Source organism: Arthrobacter woluwensis (genome assembly GCF_030816155.1).
In the GTDB taxonomy this organism is placed as follows: domain Bacteria; phylum Actinomycetota; class Actinomycetes; order Actinomycetales; family Micrococcaceae; genus Arthrobacter_E; species Arthrobacter_E woluwensis_A.
In genome coordinates this window covers 3324690-3343097 of record NZ_JAUSXR010000001.1, presented here as the reverse complement: position 1 = coordinate 3343097, position 18408 = coordinate 3324690, and the positions used below count along the sequence as shown (strand labels likewise).

General features: G+C 67.9%; 15 protein-coding genes and 1 pseudogene. 11 read left to right on the top strand and 5 right to left on the bottom strand.

What is annotated here, in order from left to right; translation table 11 throughout:
- Positions 1 to 241: 241 nt before the first annotated feature.
- The 7 genes from QFZ52_RS15360 to pknB all read left to right on the top strand — a co-directional run bounded on the left by QFZ52_RS15360 (position 242) and on the right by pknB (position 9824).
- A complete protein-coding gene (locus tag QFZ52_RS15360) occupies positions 242 to 1003 on the top strand; it encodes an FhaA domain-containing protein (protein ID WP_307498479.1) in 762 nt (253 codons plus the stop codon).
- Positions 996 to 1487, top strand: coding sequence for an FHA domain-containing protein FhaB/FipA (locus tag QFZ52_RS15355; RefSeq protein ID WP_278267734.1), 492 nt, complete (start codon positions 996 to 998; stop codon positions 1485 to 1487). Before QFZ52_RS15360 ends, QFZ52_RS15355 begins: the two co-directional genes overlap by 8 nt.
- Positions 1488 to 1549: 62 nt before the next feature.
- Positions 1550 to 3205, top strand: coding sequence for a PP2C family protein-serine/threonine phosphatase (locus tag QFZ52_RS15350; RefSeq protein ID WP_307498736.1), 1656 nt, complete (start codon positions 1550 to 1552; stop codon positions 3203 to 3205).
- Positions 3202 to 4653: an FtsW/RodA/SpoVE family cell cycle protein gene (locus tag QFZ52_RS15345; protein ID WP_307498478.1), complete on the top strand. Its 1452-nt coding sequence runs from the start codon at positions 3202 to 3204 to the stop codon at positions 4651 to 4653. The genes QFZ52_RS15350 and QFZ52_RS15345 overlap by 4 nt, the downstream gene beginning before the upstream one ends.
- Positions 4650 to 6113, top strand: a complete 1464-nt coding sequence (locus tag QFZ52_RS15340; RefSeq protein WP_307498476.1) for a peptidoglycan D,D-transpeptidase FtsI family protein — start codon at positions 4650 to 4652, stop codon at positions 6111 to 6113. Before QFZ52_RS15345 ends, QFZ52_RS15340 begins: the two co-directional genes overlap by 4 nt.
- The gene (locus QFZ52_RS15335; protein WP_307498475.1) at positions 6110 to 7822 is read left to right on the top strand and encodes a protein kinase domain-containing protein; all 1713 of its coding nucleotides are present in this window, start codon (positions 6110 to 6112) and stop codon (positions 7820 to 7822) included. Before QFZ52_RS15340 ends, QFZ52_RS15335 begins: the two co-directional genes overlap by 4 nt.
- 46 nt (positions 7823 to 7868) lie before the next feature.
- Positions 7869 to 9824: a Stk1 family PASTA domain-containing Ser/Thr kinase gene (gene pknB / locus QFZ52_RS15330; protein WP_307498735.1), complete on the top strand. Its 1956-nt coding sequence runs from the start codon at positions 7869 to 7871 to the stop codon at positions 9822 to 9824.
- Between the two features lie 118 nt (positions 9825 to 9942).
- On the opposite strand, the gene QFZ52_RS15325 is transcribed toward pknB, so the two are convergent.
- From QFZ52_RS15325 to QFZ52_RS15315, 3 genes and pseudogenes are all read right to left on the bottom strand, one after another.
- Positions 9943 to 10581 (bottom strand): anthranilate synthase component II, encoded by a 639-nt coding sequence (locus QFZ52_RS15325; protein ID WP_307498474.1) that lies wholly within the window; start codon positions 10579 to 10581, stop codon positions 9943 to 9945.
- Positions 10578 to 10748, bottom strand: coding sequence for a hypothetical protein (locus QFZ52_RS15320; RefSeq protein WP_169795514.1), 171 nt, complete (start codon positions 10746 to 10748; stop codon positions 10578 to 10580). The genes QFZ52_RS15325 and QFZ52_RS15320 overlap by 4 nt, the downstream gene beginning before the upstream one ends.
- 4 nt (positions 10749 to 10752) lie before the next feature.
- Positions 10753 to 11470, bottom strand: a pseudogene (locus QFZ52_RS15315) (class E sortase).
- A 182-nt stretch (positions 11471 to 11652) separates the two neighbouring features.
- Between QFZ52_RS15315 and QFZ52_RS15310 the strand changes: the two are divergent.
- Together QFZ52_RS15310 and QFZ52_RS15305 are read left to right on the top strand one after the other, a co-directional pair.
- Positions 11653 to 11904 carry a cell division protein CrgA gene (locus QFZ52_RS15310; protein WP_307498473.1) on the top strand — a complete coding sequence of 84 codons (252 nt, stop codon included), beginning with the start codon at positions 11653 to 11655 and terminating at the stop codon, positions 11902 to 11904.
- Positions 11905 to 12234: 330 nt separating this feature from the next.
- A complete protein-coding gene (locus QFZ52_RS15305; RefSeq protein ID WP_307498472.1) occupies positions 12235 to 14277 on the top strand; it encodes an NADPH-dependent 2,4-dienoyl-CoA reductase in 2043 nt (680 codons plus the stop codon).
- 487 nt (positions 14278 to 14764) lie between these two features.
- Here the strand turns inward: QFZ52_RS15305 and QFZ52_RS15300 are convergent, their stop codons facing one another.
- On the bottom strand, positions 14765 to 15619 hold the full coding sequence (locus QFZ52_RS15300; protein ID WP_307498471.1) for a rhomboid family intramembrane serine protease: 855 nt from the start codon (positions 15617 to 15619) through the stop codon (positions 14765 to 14767).
- A gap of 6 nt (positions 15620 to 15625) precedes the next feature.
- Entirely contained in the window at positions 15626 to 16168 is a 543-nt protein-coding gene (locus QFZ52_RS15295) for a peptidylprolyl isomerase (protein ID WP_066213542.1), read from the bottom strand.
- 219 nt (positions 16169 to 16387) lie between these two features.
- Between QFZ52_RS15295 and QFZ52_RS15290 the strand changes: the two genes are divergently transcribed.
- Positions 16388 to 17440 carry a hypothetical protein gene (locus QFZ52_RS15290; protein WP_307498468.1) on the top strand — a complete coding sequence of 351 codons (1053 nt, stop codon included), beginning with the start codon at positions 16388 to 16390 and terminating at the stop codon, positions 17438 to 17440.
- 122 nt (positions 17441 to 17562) lie between these two features.
- Positions 17563 to 18393 (top strand): glycosyltransferase, encoded by an 831-nt coding sequence (locus QFZ52_RS15285; RefSeq protein ID WP_278267722.1) that lies wholly within the window; start codon positions 17563 to 17565, stop codon positions 18391 to 18393.
- The last annotated feature ends 15 nt before the right edge of the window (positions 18394 to 18408 follow it).

Genomic DNA, 18408 nt, shown 5'->3' with positions numbered 1-18408 from the left:
GGTGGACCACACGTCCCCCAGGGCCCGTTTCACCGCCCCACCGCTGGCATCCGGGCCCTCCCCCTCAGGGCGGAGACCCGGTGGGAAGTTGCTGGGAGTTCTGCCGTTCCGGGGCGTTTAAGGCGCTCCGGGGTAGGGGCTGAAGGAGCCTGGACAGTAGTATCGGATTCAATGGCCGGCACTTCGCCGTCGGCCGTCCCTGGGTGATGTCCCTGAGGAAGCGAGAGGAAAGGAGTACGTCATGGGTTTGCTCGACCGTGTTGAACGCGGCCTGGAAAAGGCCGTCCGTGGCGTCTTCAGCGGTGGCTCGAAGGCTCAGCTGCAGCCTGTCGAGATCGCCAGCCTCCTGCGCCGCGAAATGGACAACAAGGTGCTGACCGTCTCCACGAGCCGGAGCATCGCCCCGAACAGTTTCGAGGTCCTGCTGAGCGAGACCGACTACGCCCGCGCCGAGGACTGGGGGACCGCCCTGGCCGAGGAACTGTGCGACGTCGTGATCGCTCACGCCAAGAGCCAGGGGTACACGCTGCCCGGTCCGGTGCGCGTGGCCTTCGTCCGCGAACCCACCCTCAAACCCGGCGACGTGACCGTCCAGTCCCGCGCGGATAAGTCCCAGGGCTCCACGCCCTCGCCGACCCGCGGGCCCGTGGCGCCGTCGGCCCCCGACCGCGCGCCCACCCAGGTCCAGCCCGTGCTGGATCTGAACGATCAGCGCTACTCGCTCAACGCCGCCAGCATCATCCTCGGACGCGCGTCCGACGCCGACATCCCCGTCGATGACACCGGCGTCTCCCGTCGGCACCTCGAGATCCGCACCCAGGGCAATGCCAGCTGGGCCGTGGATCTGGGGTCCACCAACGGCAGCTACATCAACGGCCAGCGGCTGAACGGCAGCATGGAGCTGACGGACGGCTCGGTCATCACCATGGGGCGCACCCGCATGATCTTCCGGCTCATTCCCGTCAACTCATTCCCGTCGACCCGGGGAGGAACGCATGAATGAACTCAGCGATCTGACCGTCACGGCACTCCGCTTCGGTTTCCTCCTGCTGATCTGGGTGCTGATCTTCAGCATCGTCTCGGCCATGCGCCGGGACCTCATGATCGGCGGCACGGCCAAGACCGGCGCCCTCACCGCACGCCAACTCCGCAAACACCCCGAACTCGCTCAGGCACAGGCTCCCGTGGCCCGCCAGCAGGCCCGCCACCTCGTGGTCACCGAGGGCCCCCTCGCGGGAACCCACCTGGACCTGGCGTCCAGCCCCATCCTTCTGGGCCGCGCCCAGGAAGCCACGCTGGTCCTCGAGGACGACTACGCCTCGGGACGTCACGCACGCCTCTTCCCGCAGGGCAGCCGCTGGTTCATCGAGGACCTCGGCTCCACGAACGGCACCTATCTCGGAGATCAGCAGCTCACCCGAGCGCTGCCCGTTGAGCTGGGCGTCCCCGTCCGGATCGGCAAGACGGTCATCGAATTGAGGCCGTGACCTTGGCATCCGAGGAGAAGAACGCAGAGCTGGGCCCTGAGGGGACCCGGCCGCATCTCGTCATGCGCTACGCCGCACGATCAGATGTGGGGCTCGTGCGCGCCAAGAACGACGACTCGGCCTACGCGGGGCGTCACCTCGCCGTGGTGGCCGACGGCATGGGCGGACACGCGGGCGGCAACGTCGCGTCCGCCTCGACCGTGCTCGATCTGGTCCACCTGGATCACGACGAGTACGACGGCGACGCCGGCACCGTCCTCGCGGACGAGATCCAGACCGCGAACTCGATCCTCTCGCAGCTCGTCCATGTCGACCCGCTCCTGGCCGGCATGGGAACCACCGTCACGGCCCTGCTCCTGGCCGACGGCAAGCTCAACTACGCCCACATCGGCGATTCCCGCGCCTACCGGCTCCGTGACGGCGCCTTCGAGCAGGTCAGCGTGGACCACACGTTCGTTCAGCGCCTGGTGGATGAGGGCCGGCTGCGGCCCGAGGAAGCCGAGACCCACCCGCACAAGAACGTGCTCATGCGCGTCCTGGGCGATGTGGACGCCAGCCCCGAACTCGATCTCAACGAACTCGAGGCCCGCGAAGGCGACCGCTGGCTCCTCTGCTCCGACGGCCTGAACTTCGTCCCGCACCACATGGTGGAGGCGGTGGTCCGCGGCACCGCGTCGGTCGCCCGCGCCGCCGATCAGCTCATCGAACTCACGCTCGCCGCCGGTTCCCCGGACAACGTCACCGTGATCGTCCTGGACATCATCGCCGACGACGCCTCCGCGTCCACCGCAGTACCCGCCGGGGCCGCCGGCGCCGCAGCCGGGGACAGCGCCGCTGCCGACGCCGCTCCCGCAGTGGCCGAGCCGGTGGACGACGACACCGATGCTCCCGGAGCCGGCGCCGACGCCGACGAGAAGTCCGGCAAAACCGGCCCGGACCCGTCCTTCACCGAAGGCATCAACACGGTTCTCCTCACCCCGTCCCCCGCCGAGGACACCCGTACCGACCCCAACCTCGGCGCCCACCTGACGGCCGAGGTCCTCCGTCTGGAACTGGAGGCCCGGCCCCACGAACTCGTCGGAGCAGCCGCCCTGGCCCTCGAGACGGGCAAGATCCCCAACATCGCCGGCCGCGCCGTCGCACGGCGCGCGGCGACCGTGCTCACGCACCGGCAGGAGAGCCCGGAGGCGGAGACCGACGAGGAGGCCGTCGCGCCCGCCGCACGGCCGCGCCGTCGCTGGTTCCGCTGGGCCGTCTCGCTTGTGGTGGCCGCCGTCCTCGGCGTGGGCCTCTGGTTCGGGTACGCCTGGACCCAGACCCGCTATTACGTGGGTGAAGTGGACGGCCGCGTGGCCATCTACAACGGGGTCTCCCAGCAATTGGGCCCCATCAAACTCTCCACCGTGCACTCCGTGACGGAGATCCAGGTGAGCAGTCTGCCGTCCTTCTCCCAGCAGCGGGTGAAGGAGACCATCCCGGCCCGTGATCTGCCGGACGCCGAGCTGGTGGTCCGCAACCTCAGCCTGGGCCACGACTTCGACGAACGTCAGTGCCCCACGGGGTCGCCTTCGCCGTCGGCGGTTCCGAGCGGCAAGGTCTCGGCAAGCCCGGGCACGGCCACGCCCAAGCCCGGCTCCTCGGCGAGCCCGAAGCCGTCCGGCTCGGCGTCGCCCTCCGCCACCGCCACGTCACCCGCAGCCTGTGGAGGTGCCCGATGAGTTCAGCCGCCGCCACTCAGCCGGTCGTGAAGTCCCGCCGCAACATCGAACTGGTGCTCCTGGTCCTCGCCCTCCTGGTCGGGATCGGCGCGAGCGTGATGGTCGGCATCAACAATCCGGACTCCTTCAACAAGGACTTCTGGTTCCAGTCGAGCCTGCTGGTCGTCGCATCCCTCGCGGTGCATATAACGCTGCGTCTCCGGGCAAAGTATGCCGATCCGTTCATTCTTCCGATCGTGGTCGCACTGAACGGCCTCGGCCTGGCCATGATCCACCGGCTGGACGGGCCCAAGAGCGACGTCGGCAACACCCAGTTGCGCTGGACGCTGATCGCCGTCGTGTGCACGATCGCGCTGATCTGGTTCCTCAAGGACCACCGGCGGCTGCGCCGTTTCACCTACATCTCCCTGGCTGCCAGTGCCGTCCTCCTGGTCCTGCCGCTGGTCCCCGGCCTCTCCGCCGGGGAGATCAACGGCGCCAATCTGTGGATCAAGCTCGGCCCGTTCACGTTCCAGCCCGGTGAGATCGCGAAGATCACGCTGGCGATCTTCTTCGCCGGATACCTCTCGGTGAACCGCGACCTGATCCTGCTCGCCGGCCGCAAGGTGGGCAAGCTCCAGTTCCCCCGTTTCCGGGACATGGGACCTATGCTCGCGGCCTGGGCCGTCAGCATCGGCATCCTGGTCCTGCAGCGGGACATGGGAACGTCCTTCATGTTCTTCAGCCTGTTCATGGTGATGATCTACGTGGCCACCGGCCGCGTCAGCTGGGTCATCATCGGCGTGGTCCTCATCGCCGTCGCCGGCATCGTGGCGTCCCAGCTGTTCTCGCATGTGAAGTACCGCATGGAGAGCTGGTCCAATGCCTTCGACCCTGAGATCTACAACCGCGATCTCGGCGGCAGCTATCAGATCGTCCAGGGCCTCTTCGGCATGGCCGACGGCGGCGTGTTCGGCACCGGGCTCGGCCAGGGACAGCCGAACCGGGTCCCGTTCTCCAACAGCGACATGATCATCGCCTCGTTCGGCGAGGAACTCGGCCTGATCGGCCTGTCCGCCATGATCCTGCTCTACCTCCTGCTCATCACCCGCGGCTTCCGCGCGGCGCTCGGCACGCGGGACTCCTTCGGCAAGCTGCTCGGCGTCGGGCTGTCCTTCGTCATGGCGGTCCAGTGCTTCGTGGTCATCGGCGGCGTCACGCGCCTCATCCCGCTCACCGGCCTGACCACCCCGTTCCTCGCGGCCGGTGGCTCCTCCCTGCTGGCCAACTGGATCGTCGCCGGCCTGCTGCTCATGATCTCCAATGTGGCCCGCGGCCCCATCGACACCAGCCCGCTGCGTGACGGTGAAGCTCCCGTGTCCGGCCCCTCGGCTACGGCCGAAGCCCCGTCGCGGCCCACCACGCCCGCCCTGGGGACGGCACAGAGCGGTCAGGAGGTGCACTCGTGAATCAGTCCATCCGCAATGCGTGGATCGCCACCGTGGCGCTCTTCGCCCTGCTCTTCGGCGCGGTCAGCTACATCCAGGTGGTCGGCGCCCAGGACCTGAGCACCAACGCCCTGAATGACCGCGCTCTCCAGCGGAACCTCTGCAGCGACCGCGGGACCATCCTGGCGGGCGGTCAGCCCATCGCGGAGTCGGTGCCCGGGACCGAGTCCTGCAAGTCGAAGCGGAGCTACCCGGGAGGGGCCCTCTACGCGGGCATCACCGGATACTTCTCGACCAATGGAAGCGCCGGATCCACCGGCCTGGAGCGCGAACTCAACGGCGCCCTCACCGGCGACTCGGACCAGCAGTTCCTGGAGCGCGTGCGCCAGTTGTTCCTCGGCAAGCAGCCGCAGGGCGCCAACGTCGAGACGACGATCGACCCCAAGATCCAGAAGCTCGCCTACGATCTCCTCCCGGATGACATCGAAGGCTACGCCGTGGTCCAGAACCCCAAGACCGGCGCGATCCTGGCCATGGTCTCGAAGCCGTCCTATGACCCCAACACGGTCGCCACCCTGGACAGCGACGCCGCGCTGGCCGCCAAGGCCAAGCTGGACGCGACCAAGGGCATCAACCTCTACCAGAATGTCTCCGGTCCCACGGGCGCGCTCATGGCTCCGGGTTCGGTCTTCAAGCTCGTCGACACTGCGGCCGCCCTCGAATCGGGCAAGTACACCAAGGATTCGGTCCTGCCGAACCCCGCTGAGCTCACGTTCCCAGGTCTGCAGTACACCCTGCCGAACTACCGCGGCGGCCAGTGCTACGCCAAGGACAAGGCCGGATTCGACTTCGCCCTGGCCAACTCCTGCAACACCCCGTTCGCCAGCATCGCACTGGACCTGGGCGAGAAGAAGATCGCGGAGACGGCGAAGAACTTCGGCATCGGCCAGGACCTCGGCGACCGGCTGGACCTGCAGTACGCCCAGAGCCGTTTCCCCACTGATCTGGACAAGCCGCAGCTGGCCCAGTCGGCCATCGGCCAGTACAACGTCCAGGTCACGCCGCTGCAGATCTCCATGCTCACCAGCGCCATCGCCAACGGAGGGGTGCAGATGAAGCCGCAACTCGTGAAGGCGCTCCGGGCCCCGGATCTGCGCGTGCTCGCCGAGTACAAGCCCGAGCCGCTGCGGACCGCCACGAGCCCTGAGGTCGCCCGTCAGATCACCGACTGGATGGTGGGCGTGGTGGACAACGGTCTCGCCGCGCCGGCCGCGATCCCCGGGGTCAAGGTGGCGGCGAAGACCGGCACCGCCGAGCTCACGGCGGACGACTACAACAACTCCTGGTTCACCGGTTTTGCCCCGGCGGACAATCCCCAGGTGGTCGTGACCCTCGCCTTCCACGGCGTGAACTCGGCCACCGGAGCGCAACTGACCAGTCCTAACGCGAAGAAACTCTTTGAGGCGGTGTTGAACAAGTGAGGCCAACGTCTGGAATCACTCTCGGCGGGAGGTACCGCCTGACCACGCGCATTGCCATCGGTGGCATGGGCGAGGTCTGGAGTGCGCAGGACCAGGTCCTGGGGCGCACGGTCGCCATCAAGATCCTCAAAGAGGAATACACGGGCGATCCCGGTTTCCTCGAGCGCTTCCGCAACGAGGCCCGTCACACGGCGCTGCTGAACCACGAAGGCATCGCGAACGTCTTCGACTACGGCGAAGAGGGCGGTTCCGCCTACCTCGTCATGGAACTGGTGCCGGGTGAGCCGCTGTCGACCATCATCGAGCGCGAGCACGTCCTCAGCCCCGACCTGACGCTGAACATCATCGCCCAGACCGCGCGGGCCCTCGCCGTCGCGCATGAGAAGGGCCTGGTGCACCGTGACGTGAAGCCGGGCAACCTGCTCATCACGCCGGACCGGAACGTGAAGATCACCGACTTCGGCATCGCGCGCCTGGCCGACCAGGTGCCGCTCACCCAGACCGGACAGGTCATGGGCACCGCCCAGTACCTGGCGCCGGAGCAGGCCACCGGCCAGACGGCCACGGGTTCCAGCGACATCTACTCCCTGGGCATCATCGGCTACGAGTGCCTCACGGGGCACCGTCCGTTCTCCGGCGAATCGCAGATCGCGATCGCCCTCGCCCAGGTCAATGACGCGCCGCCGCCCCTTCCGGATTCTCTGGCGAAGCCCATCCGGGCCCTCCTGATGTCCATGCTGGCCAAGGATCCGGCCAATCGTCCGGCGGACGCCCTCAAGCTCGCCGACGCCGCCGAGGCCATTCGGCGCGGCGACATCGACGCGGCACACCGAGCCGTTCCGGGCATGCTCCTGTTCGAGTCCACCACGGGCCCCATCACGGCTCCCGTGGACGTGCAGCAGACGGCGGCCACCACGGTGGTCCCTCCCGTGAGCGCGACGACGGCGACCTCCGCCCTGCCGGTCGTCCCCCCGGAGCAGCTGACGGCTGAACGGAACTGGCTGACCGACGACGAAGAGGACTACGAGGAACCGACTCCGGAGCGCGAGGAGAAGAAGCGCAGCGCCTGGATCTGGCCGCTGATCATACTCGCCGTGCTGGCCGCCCTGATCTTCCTCGGTGTGTGGCTGAGTTCGGCCGGCTTCTTCAGCCCGAAGTCAGGCACCTCCAGCGCTCCGGTCACGCCGCCCAGCACCGCCGTCACCACGGCGAGCCAGACGCCGTCGGAGACGACCACCAGCACCACGCCGAGCGAGACGCCGTCCACCCCGGACACCGTCAACATCATCCCGGACGCGTACAACGGCCGGGACTACGCCACGGTCCGCAATGAGCTCATCGCCCTCGGTCTGCAAGTCAAGGGAAACGAGGTGACCAATAAGGAGACCGCCGGCACCGTCATCGACGTCAACCCGTCCGGCCCGGTCGCCAAGGGCGACACAGTCACGGTCACCTATTCCAAGGGCCCGGAGATGGTCGCTGTTCCGAACCTGAACGGCACGGTCACGGACGCACAGGTCCGCCAGGCGCTCACCAACGCCGGTCTCGTCCCGCAGGCGGGCTCCGGTTCGGTGTCCTCCGGCACTGTGACGTTCAACCCGCCGTCGGGCACCGAGGTGGCCAAGGGCAGCACGGTGACGTTCACCATCACCGCTCCCGAGCCGCCCACCACCCCGACTCCCAAGCCCTCCGGCTCGCCCACTCCCTGAGTCCTGGCCGCACCGAGCGGCTCTTCCCAGCAGTTAGGAGTTTCACCTGTCCACCGGCACACGCGTCCTCAACGGACGTTACGAACTCGGCGATCTGATCGGTCGCGGCGGCATGGCCGACGTGTACCGAGGCACAGACCTGCGCCTGGGCCGGGATGTCGCGGTGAAAATCCTGCGTGCGGATCTTGCCCGGGACCCTCAGTTCCTGGCGCGGTTCCGGCGTGAGGCGCAATCGGTGGCGGGCCTGAACCACGCCTCGATCGTGGCCGTCTACGACTCCGGCGAAGAGCTTCAGGGCGACGGCGTGGACGGCGTGAAAGCCCCGTACATCGTCATGGAGATCGTCCAGGGCGAGACGCTCAAGGACCTCCTGAAGGCCGGGGAAATCTCCCTCGATCAGGCCGTGGAGTACACCCTCGGAGTGCTCACGGCACTGGAGTACAGCCACAAAGCCGGGATCGTGCACCGCGACATCAAGCCCGGCAACGTCATGGTCCGCAGCGACTCCGGCCGGGTCAAGGTGATGGACTTCGGCATCGCCCGGGCCGTCACGGACTCCTCGGCCACCATGACCCAGACCCAGGCCGTGGTCGGCACCGCTCAGTACCTCTCCCCGGAACAGGCCCTCGGCGAGACCGTGGACGCCCGCAGCGACCTCTACTCGGCCGGTTGCCTGCTCTACGAACTGCTGACCGGCAAACCGCCGTTCCAGGGCGACAGCCCCGTCTCCGTGGCGTATCAGCACGTCCAGGGCATCGCGGTGCCGCCCAGCAAGCTCAATCCCGAGGTCAGCGGGGCTCTGGACTCCGTGGTGGCCAAGGCCATGCGGAAGAAGCGGGAGGACCGTTTCGTCGACGCCGCGGCCTTCCGGCGCGCCCTGCGCGCCGCCCTCGGAGGTGTGGCCGTGCACGACGCACCCCAGGACTCCACCGCGGCGAACCTCGTGGCCGTCCCGGCGGATGCGCTCACGGCCGCCGTCGAGCAGCCGACGACGGCGCGTCACCGCGCCGCGGCAGGCCAGACCGGCGAGTCCACCACAGCCCTGGCCCAGGTTCCGGAACATGGCGCCGGGCACGGAGCCGAAGCTGCCGCGGACGCCACGCCTGCCCCCTACGGCACGGCCGAGGACGCCCTCACGCTGACGCAGGACCAGCTCCGCGTGCTCCTGCCGGAGATCCGGAACCTGCCCGAGGTGCAGCAGGCCCAGCGCAAGCATCGCCGTCATCGCCGGGGTCTCATGGTCACCATCTGGATCTTCGTACTCATGGTGCTGGGCGGCGCCGGCTTCGGGATCTACAGCTGGCTCACCCGGCCGATCGCGCCCGAACTGGTCGCGGTCCCGGCCGTGGCGCAGCTGAATGAGTCGGCGGCCATGCAGAAGCTCTACGACGCGCATCTCCAGCCGAAGGTGGCCCATGTGGCGAGTTCGACCGTCCCGGAAGGCACGGCCATCGAGACGGATCCCCGGGAAGGGGAGATGATCGAGGTCAACCGGGACGTGAAGCTCGTGGTGTCCGCAGGCCCCACTGCCGTGCAGATCCCGGACAAGCTTCAGGGGCAGAGCGAGGCCGCCGTCCGGGACATCCTGCGCGCCGCAGGGCTCAAGAGCACGCCGGAGACGATTTTCGCGGACAGCGCCACCGTCCCGGCCAATCAGGTCATCGCCACCAAGCCGGCCTCCGGTCAGACGGTGTCGGTCAACGGCGCGGTGCAGATCATCGTCTCCACGGGCAAGGTCGAGGTGCCGGAGCTACGGGGCCAGACCGTGGACCAGGCCACCACCGTCCTGGAGGGCCTGGGCCTGCAGGTCCGCGTCGAGGAGAAGGACAACTCGGTGGTTCCCGCGGGCCAGGTCACCGGTCAGAGCGTGGCGGCCAAGGAGCGGATCGATCAGGGCGGCACCGTGCTGCTGACGGTCGCCCGCAAACCCACGCCGCCGCCCACGCCGAGCAGCACCCCGTCCGCCACCCCGAGCGGGAAGCCGACGGCCGACGGCGGCTGATGCTCCCGCCGCCCCGTCGCCGTCGCGCACTAGCAGCCGACACGAAAGCAGACACGGAAGAGCCCCCAGAACCATCCGGTTCTGGGGGCTCTTCCGTGTGCGGGTCCCGTAGACCGCGTTACTTCCGGATCAGCGGCGACAGGGTGGACGCCTTGGCGGCGGCCCCCGTCAGCCCGAGCGACTCGAGCCAGTTCCCGAGCATCTGGTAGCCGCCCTCGGTGAGGACGGACTCGGGGTGGAACTGGACACCGCAGAGGGGCGCGGTGCGGTGGCGCAGGGCCATGATGACGCCGTTGGCGGTCTGCGCGGTGACCTCGAGCTCGGCGGGGATGGAGTCGTTCTCCGCGGCGAGCGAGTGGTAGCGGGTGGCCGTGAACGGCGACGGCACGTCGGCGAAGAGCGGATCCGTCCCGTGCTCCACCTGCGAGGTCTTCCCGTGCATCAGCTCCGGGGCGTGGGAGACGGTCCCGCCGTAGGCCTCGGCGAGGGCCTGGTGGCCCAGGCAGACACCGAGCATCGGCTTGGCGTGCTCGCCGCACCACTTGATCAGCTCGATGCACACGCCGGCGCCCGCCGGGTTGCCGGGGCCGGGGGAGACCAGGACGCCGTCGCGGACGGCAGCCAGCTCGATGGCTTCCTCGAGCGAGACGTCGTCATTGCGCACCACCGTGGTGTCGGCGCCGAGTTCCTGGAGGTAGCCCACCAGGGTGTAGACGAAGCTGTCGTAATTGTCGATGACCAGGATTGAAGTGCTCATGGGCGTTGCGCGGAACCAATCGTCGAGTCGGTGAAGGAGGTGAACTGGGCCATCCAGGGGAAGAGGAACTGGACCATGAGGAACAGGGCCACGGCCACGAGGATCAGGGTCTGGAGGATCCTGAGCCAGAGCGGCCCGGGAAGATGGCGGAAGATCCAGGAGTACATGCGGTCAGCCCTTTCCCGAAACCTTGGCCACGAGCGGTGCGATCTCCCGCGGAGCTCCCGCGCTCAGAGGGCGCCAGCTCTCCATCACCGAGTAGGCGATGATGCGCTCCGCGGAGCCGAACCGTGGATTGCAGCTCGTCATGGTCATCAGGCGCTCCTTCGGCTGGGCCCCGGGGATCGTGGGAACCGGGAGGATCACGTCCACCCGGTTCGGCAGGACGATCTCGGTGTTGCGGTACACGTAGGTGTAGAAGCCTTCACGGGTCTGGACGTAGATCTTGTCACCGGGCTGCAGCAGGTGGATGTTGTCCAGCACCGAGCCGTGGGTCTGCCGGTGCCCGGCCAGGGCGAAGTTCCCCACCGGCGCCGGGCATGGCGGTCTTGTCATAGTGGCCGAGCCCCAGGGTGTCCAGGACGTCCTGGCTCGTGCCCTGGATAAGGGGGCGGGAGTAGTCGGCGCCGAAACGCGGCACATAGACGACGCCGAGCATCTCACCATGGGGCTGCGCCTGGGCCACGCGGGGGGTGCCGTAGTCGCGGGCACCGGCGCCGGCCGGCGGGGCCGCGGGCGGGGTGAACTGCCGGGTGAAGCTCTGGACTGCCTGTTCCTGCTGATGATCGGCCGTCACGTTCGTCCACCAGAGGTCCCAGCCGACGAACAGCAGAAGGACCAGTCCCGCGGTCATGAGGAGCTCACCCACCACCTGGATGACTTTGCGCACCGGAGCCTCCTCTTCGCTGGACCCTCAGGTCCTTGACGGCACACGCTCAGATCGGCCAGGGTTCCAGCGGCTACCATTGGAGTCTGAACCGCTTGCGCCCCGGCGTCCGCGGCCGGTCCAGCGTGTCCCAGCAGGATATCAAGACCGGCTGGTCGTCCGCTTAACACCAATGGAGGAGCCCCATGCCTGAGTCGAAACAGCGACGCCGCGTGTCCCGCCCGGCCGCCGCCACCCAGGGCAAGGCGATCAAGCCGACCCCCACCTGGTACAAGGTGGTCATGTTCGGACTCATGATCCTCGGCCTGCTCTGGATCATGACCTTCTACATCTCCAGCGGCCTCCTGCCGATCCCGGCCCTGAGCGGCTGGAACATCGGCGTCGGCTTCGGTCTGCTCCTGGTCGGGTTCCTCATGACCACCCGTTGGCGGTCCTGAACCACTCCGGCCCTGCTGTCAGGACCCGTCCCCACCGGGGGCGGGTCCTTTCTCGTTTTCCGGGTCTCGTTTCCCGGGCAGGTCCTCCTCTGAGTGCTCCAGGCCCGGCGGACCGGGATTTCAACGGCTCGTCCACAACACCACAGGAAAGTTATCCACAGTGGGGATATTTCTGTAGGAAAACCTGCTCTCCGCCCCGCCCGCCGCCCGATCCCCGCATTTCCGGCACCCTGACTTACACAGGTGTAAGTTACCCACAGTGGGGACAAGCTGTGGAAAAAGCACCGGGCCCCCTTGGCCAAACATGTTACTGACGAGTAACATAGTGGCGTGAACCACAGTTCCCAGGCCGAGGCCTTCCCCCTGCTGTTCAGCCCGCTCACCGTCGACGGCGTCCGGCTGAAGAACCGCATCATCATGGGTTCCATGCACACGGGACTCGAGGACCACCGCAAGGACGCGGACGCCCTCGCGGCCTTCTACGCCGAGCGCGCCCGCGGTGGCGCCGGGCTGATCGTGACCGGCGGTTACGCCCCGACGCTCAGTGGATGGCTCTCACCGTTCGGATCCAGCCTCACCTCCCGCCGCCAGCTCGGCGCCCACAGAACCGTCACGGAGGCGGTCCACCGCGACGGCGGCCGCATCGCCTTGCAGATCCTGCACGCCGGCCGCTACGGCCACCACCCGCTCATCGTCGCGCCGTCGCGGCTCAAAGCGCCCATCACCCCGTTCACGCCCCGCGCCCTCAGTTCCCGCGGCGTCGAGCGCCAGATCGACGGCTTCGTCCGCTGTGCGCGGCTGGCCCAGGCCGCAGGGTACGACGGCGTCGAGATCATGGGCGGGGAGGGTTACTTCATCAACCAGTTCCTCAGCTCGCTCAGCAACCAGCGCACCGATGAGTGGGGCGGGAGTCCGGCCGCGCGGCGTCGTGTGCCGGTGGAGATCGTGCGCCGGATCCGCGCGGCGGTCGGGGACGGTTTCATGGTCCTGTTCCGGCTCTCCATGGCGGACCTGGTCCCGCAGGGCCAGACCCAGGAGGAGATCCTGGACCTGGCGCGCGAACTCGAAGCGGCCGGCGCCGGGATGATCACCACGGACATCGGCTGGCATGAATCCCGCGTCCCCACGATCGTCACCTCGGTGCCGCGCGCCGCGTTCACCGAATTCACCGAGGTGGTCGCCAAGGCCGTGACCATCCCCGTGGCAGCGTCGAACCGCATCAACATGCCGGCCGTCGCGGAGGAGATCCTGGCCGGGACCGGCATTCAGGCGGTCTCGCTGGCGCGTCCGATGCTGGCCGATCCGGAGTGGTCGCTCAAGGCGGCGACCGGTCGTGTGGACGAGATCAACACGTGCATCGGCTGCAACCAGGCGTGCCTCGACCACGCCTTCTCGGGCCGCAAGGTCAGCTGCCTGGTCAATCCCCGGGCGGGCCGCGAACTCACCCTCACCCTGGGGCCGACCGTGCTCCGCAAGCGCGTCGCCGTCGTCGGTGCCGGGCCGGCCGGACTCGCCACCGCGGTGACGGCCGCCGAACGCGGGCACTCCGTGACGCTCTTCGAAGCGGGAGACACGATCGGGGGCCAGTTCGGCATCGCCCAGCGCATCCCCGGCAAGGAGGAGTTCACCGAAACCCTGCGGTACTACACGCGGAGGCTGGAGCTGCTGGACGTGGAGGTGCGCCTCAACGAGCGGGCCACGGCTCAGGAACTGGCGGGCGCCTTCGACGAGGTCGTCGTGGCGACCGGCGTCGAACCCCGCATGCCGGCCATTCCGGGAATCGAGCACCCCAGCGTCATGAGCTACGCGGAGCTCGTCCGGGGCGCCCGCCAGGCCGGGTCCCGCGTGGCCGTGATCGGGGCGGGCGGCATCGGGGTGGACGTCTCCGAGTTCCTCACCCATCAGGAGTCGCCGAGCCTGGATCTGGACCTGTGGCGCCGCGAATGGGGCGTCAGCACCGACCCCGACGCCCCGGGCGCCCTGCGCCGCCCCGAACACCAGCCCAGCCCCCGCACCGTGTACCTGCTGCAGCGCCGTGAGGGCAAGATCGGCGCAGGACTGGGCAAGACCACCGGGTGGGTGCACCGAGCCTCCCTGAAGGCCAAGGGCGTGGTGCAGCTGAGCGGCGTCAACTACGAGAAGATCGACGACGCCGGCCTGCACCTCAGCTTCGGCGCCGAGCGGAAGGATCCGCGCGTCCTCGAGGTGGACAGCGTGGTGATCTGCGCCGGGCAGGAGTCCGTGAACTCGCTGGCCGGGGAACTGGAGCGTCGCGGACAGAGCGTCCATGTGATCGGCGGAGCGGCCCTCGCCGCGGAGGTCGACGCCAAGCGCGCCATCCGCGAAGGCACGGAACTCGCCGCGGCCTTCTGAGCCGTCGCAATCTCCTCCTGCGCCACCCAGCCGTCACCGCCGTCGTCCTAAGTGAGCGTCCACTCTGGGTTACACACACCCTCTGCATAGAGGATGACGGAGTTATCCACAGGTGTGGATAGAAACTGTGGGAAACCTCGCTCCGAGCCGCCATGGCGGGGATCCGGGTTCGATGATGCGTCATAGACCGTTCCACAGAAAGCCACAGCTGTGGACATCTCCTGTGGACAAACCGTCCGGATACCCCGTGGGTCCTGCCAGCCCGGTTGCCCCCGGGGCCGTCGCCCCACCGGATCGCGCCGTAGCGCGCCCACAGGCGCAGGACCCCGATGACGTCCTCGCCCACAAATCCACAAAAAAATCCCCAGATGTTATCCACAGGGGTGGATAACATCTGGGGATTTCATGGAGTCCGGCTCAATCCCGGTCCGGAGCCTCCTGAACTACAGGGCTGTAACTTATTAACACTGTGGACAACCCCTGTGGATTACGAGAGCGCCAGAGCGCCGTCCTTCCACATGGTCAGAAGCACCAGAACCACGGTGACCAGGCCCAGTCCGAGCCACTGCCACAGCGGTGCCCGCTGGGAGCGTCCGGTGCCCACGAGGACGGCCGCGCACGCCGCTCCCGTGACCAGGCCGCCCAGGTGGGCCTGCCAGGCGATCCCGGACACCAGGAAGCCGAAGGCCAGGTTGATCGCGAGCAGCACCCACAACTGCGTCATGGGCCCGCCTCGACGGCGCTGGACCAGCAGCATGGCGCCGAAGAGGCCGAAGATCGCACCCGAGGCGCCGACGACGCCCACCACCGGCAGCCAGGGGGTCAGCAGGAGATAGCCCACGGATCCGCCCACCGCAGAGATGAGATACAGGGCCAGGTAGCGCGCTCGCCCGAGCAGCGGTTCCAGGGCCTGGCCGAAGATCCACAGGGTGTACATGTTCAGGGCGAGATGCAGGATGTTGCCCTGTGAGTGCAGGAAGGCCGAGGTGAGCATGCGCCACGGCTCGGAGCCCGCGTAGATGTTCGCGAACGCGAAATTCTGGAAGATGAAGTCCCCGGGGATCAGCCACTGCAGGGCGTAGACCGCCACGCACACGGCGATGATCCCCCAGGTGACCACGGGGCGGCCGGAGGCCACGGCCCCGCCGAAAGCACCGCGCACGCGCGGCGCCGTCGCCTGCGCCTCACGGACGCAATCGACGCATTGAACCCCGACGGCCGCCGGCCTCTGGCATTCCGGGCAGGCCGGCCGGCCACAGCGCTGGCAGCTCACATAGGAGACTCGGTCAGGGTGGCGTGGACAGACAGGGACCGGTCCGGCCGCCGGGGTTCCGTAACTCATGCGGTCTTAGAGCTGCTCGATCTCGATGCTCTTGATGACCACGTCCTCGACCGGACGGTCGCCCATGCCGGTGCGGACGCCCTCGATCGCGTCGACGACCTTGCGGGACTCCTCGTCAGCCACCTCACCGAAGATGGTGTGCTTGCCCTGCAGCCAGGTGGTGGGGATGGTGGTGATGAAGAACTGGGAACCGTTGGTGCCCTGGCCCATCTGGATGCCGGCGTTGGCCATGGCGAGCTTGTAGGGCTCGTTGAAGTTCAGCTCGGGGTGGATCTCGTCATCGAAGCGGTAGCCGGGGCCGCCGACGCCGCGGCCGAGGGGATCGCCGCCCTGGATCATGAAGTCCTTGATGATGCGGTGGAAGATCGTTCCGTCGTACAGCGGGGTGCCGGTCTTGTCCTCGCCCGTCTCCGGGTGGGTCCAGGCCTGCTCGCCGGTGGCGAGACCGACGAAGTTCTTGACCGTCTTGGGCGCATGGTTGCCGAAGAGGTTGACGACGATGTCGCCCTGGTTGGTGTGGATGGTTGCCTTGGCGGTTGCAATACTCATACCCCCGATTCTCCCACGCAGCGCTGAAGGGGTCCTGGACGCGGGCCGGGTTCTGCGGTGGGTGAAATCTTGCGCCGCGATACATTCCACATAGCCGCACATCAGGAAATGCAACTAGGCTGATTGCTAAGGACACCAAGCACTGCAGAGTGCCTGCCGGTCGCCGTCATGGGACTGACGGGCTTCACTCCACAGGAAGTGTTGATGCTAGGAGGCACCATGAAAAAGACCGTCAATTCCGCACGGGACCTTGAGCAGGGCGTGACGCAGGGCATCGAACAGGCCCGTGACTGGGCGGCGCCGCGTGTCGAAGCCGCCGTGAACTGGGCTGTTCCCCGCATCCAGCAGGGCATCGAAACGGCCTCGCCGAAGATCCAGGACGGCCTCAAGAGCGCGGCCCACAACCTGGCCGACGGCGTCGCGACCGTGACCCCCCGCCTTCAGGAGGGCCTGGCCCACCTCGGCCCCAAGATCCACGACGCCGTGGAGGAGGCCAGCCCGCGGATCCAGGAAGCCCTGGACAAGACCACCCCGGCTCTCGCCACCGCCCGGGACAAGGTGGTGGGTGAATACCTTCCCCTGATCTCGGAGCAGCTCGGCAAGGCCTCCGACGCCGTCCATCACGGCCTGGAGCAGGCTCCGGAGCAGATCGACGCCGTTGCCCGCCGCTTCGCCGATTCCCCCGTGGTCAACCAGTTGCAGGAGCAGGCCTCCGAACTCGGCCAGCAGGGTCGCCAGATCGCCTCGGCCGCCGCGGAAGCCGCGAACCAGCAGCTGGCCAAGCCGAAGAAGGGCAAGAAGAAGGGCCTTCTGGTCGTCGCGGTGATCGGCGCCGCGGTCGCGGCCGGCGTGGCCGTCTGGAAGGCCTCGCGCCCCACGCAGGATCCGTGGAAGGTCCCGGCGGACCGTCCTCAGGACCGCCCTGCCCAGTCCTCCGGCCCCGCACACAGCGCACCCGCCGTCGTCGAGGCCGTCAAGGACGCCGGTGAGAAGGTCGCCTCCAAGGCCCAGCACGTCGCGGAGAAGACCGGCGAAGCCGCCGAAGCCGGTGTGAAGGAGGCCAAGGCCGCTGTGGAGGAGACCGCGGAGAAGGTCTCCGGCTCCGCTTCCGATGTCAGCGAACGCGCCCGCACCACGGCACGCCGGGCAGCCGAGAAGATCCACGAGGCCAGCCAGAAGACCGCCGAAGCGGGCAAGGCGAAGGTCGAGGAAGCCAAGGACAAGGCCGATGAAGCCGCCTCCGAGGTGAAGGACTCCACGGACGGCAAGTAGCCTTCCACACCACGTTTCACCGCAAGACGCCCCGTCGGCAGACCAGCCGGCGGGGCGTCTTGCTATGTTTGAGGGGATCAAGCCCCATCGGGCGCATCCGTGTTTTGGAAATCGAGGACTGAGTGAACCGGCCCAGTGTGTCGATCGTGATCCCCGCCTACAACGAGGAAAGCGTCATCCGCCAGTGCCTGACGGCGGCCATCTATCAGAGTTCCCCCGCTCACGAGATCATCGTGGTGGACAACAAGTCCACGGACCGGACGGCGGAGATCGTCCGCTCCATGCAGCTGGAATACCCCGAATCGCCCATCCACCTGGTCGCGCAGAATGACGCCCAGGGGCTGATCCCCACCCGCAATGCCGGGCTCGACTACGGCAGCGGTGAAGTGCTCGGCCGGATCGACGCCGACTCCGTCCTGGAGCCCGAATGGGTCGAACAGGTGCAGAACGCCTTCCTGGACCCCACCGTGCAGGCGGCCACCGGTCCCGTGCTCTACTACGACATGCCGCTGCGCCGCTGGGGCCAGAAGGCCGACGACCGGATGCGGCAGCTCATGCTGCGGCTGGCCCGCCACGAGTACCACTTCCTCTTCGGCTCCAACATGGCCCTGCGCAAGAGTGCCTGGGAGATCATCCGCTCCGAGACGTGCCTGGATGAGAAGGACGAGATGCACGAGGACATCGATCTCTCACTGCATCTGGCCGAGCACAGCCTCCGCGTCCAGTACGTCCCCACCATGGTCTCGGGGATGTCCGCGCGGCGCCTCGAGGATTCGCCCCGGGACTACAGCTACTACGTGACCCGCTTCGACCGCACCTACAAGGCGCATAACATCAAGAAGATCGCCCTGAAGGCGCCCATGGTGGTGTTCTACTCGGTCTACTTCCCGGCGAAGATCCTCCGCGCCATCCACAGCGCGACGGCGGCCGTTCCGGAGCGCGGCGGGCTCTAGGACGCCGCGGGCCTC

Excerpts from the sequence above, each read along its gene's own strand:
- QFZ52_RS15345 (WP_307498478.1), top strand. The coding sequence starts at position 3,202 with ATGAGTTCAGCCGCCGCCACTCAGCCGGTCGTGAAGTCCCGCCGCAAC.
- QFZ52_RS15355 (WP_278267734.1), top strand. The coding sequence starts at position 996 with ATGAATGAACTCAGCGATCTGACCGTCACGGCACTCCGCTTCGGTTTC.
- QFZ52_RS15310 (WP_307498473.1), top strand. The coding sequence starts at position 11,653 with ATGCCTGAGTCGAAACAGCGACGCCGCGTGTCCCGCCCGGCCGCCGCC.
- QFZ52_RS15350 (WP_307498736.1), top strand. The coding sequence starts at position 1,550 with ATGCGCTACGCCGCACGATCAGATGTGGGGCTCGTGCGCGCCAAGAAC.
- QFZ52_RS15300 (WP_307498471.1), bottom strand. The coding sequence starts at position 15,619 with ATGAGTTACGGAACCCCGGCGGCCGGACCGGTCCCTGTCTGTCCACGC.
- QFZ52_RS15360 (WP_307498479.1), top strand. The coding sequence starts at position 242 with ATGGGTTTGCTCGACCGTGTTGAACGCGGCCTGGAAAAGGCCGTCCGT.
- QFZ52_RS15320 (WP_169795514.1), bottom strand. The coding sequence starts at position 10,748 with ATGTACTCCTGGATCTTCCGCCATCTTCCCGGGCCGCTCTGGCTCAGG.
- QFZ52_RS15325 (WP_307498474.1), bottom strand. The coding sequence starts at position 10,581 with ATGAGCACTTCAATCCTGGTCATCGACAATTACGACAGCTTCGTCTAC.
- QFZ52_RS15290 (WP_307498468.1), top strand. The coding sequence starts at position 16,388 with ATGAAAAAGACCGTCAATTCCGCACGGGACCTTGAGCAGGGCGTGACG.
- QFZ52_RS15295 (WP_066213542.1), bottom strand. The coding sequence starts at position 16,168 with ATGAGTATTGCAACCGCCAAGGCAACCATCCACACCAACCAGGGCGAC.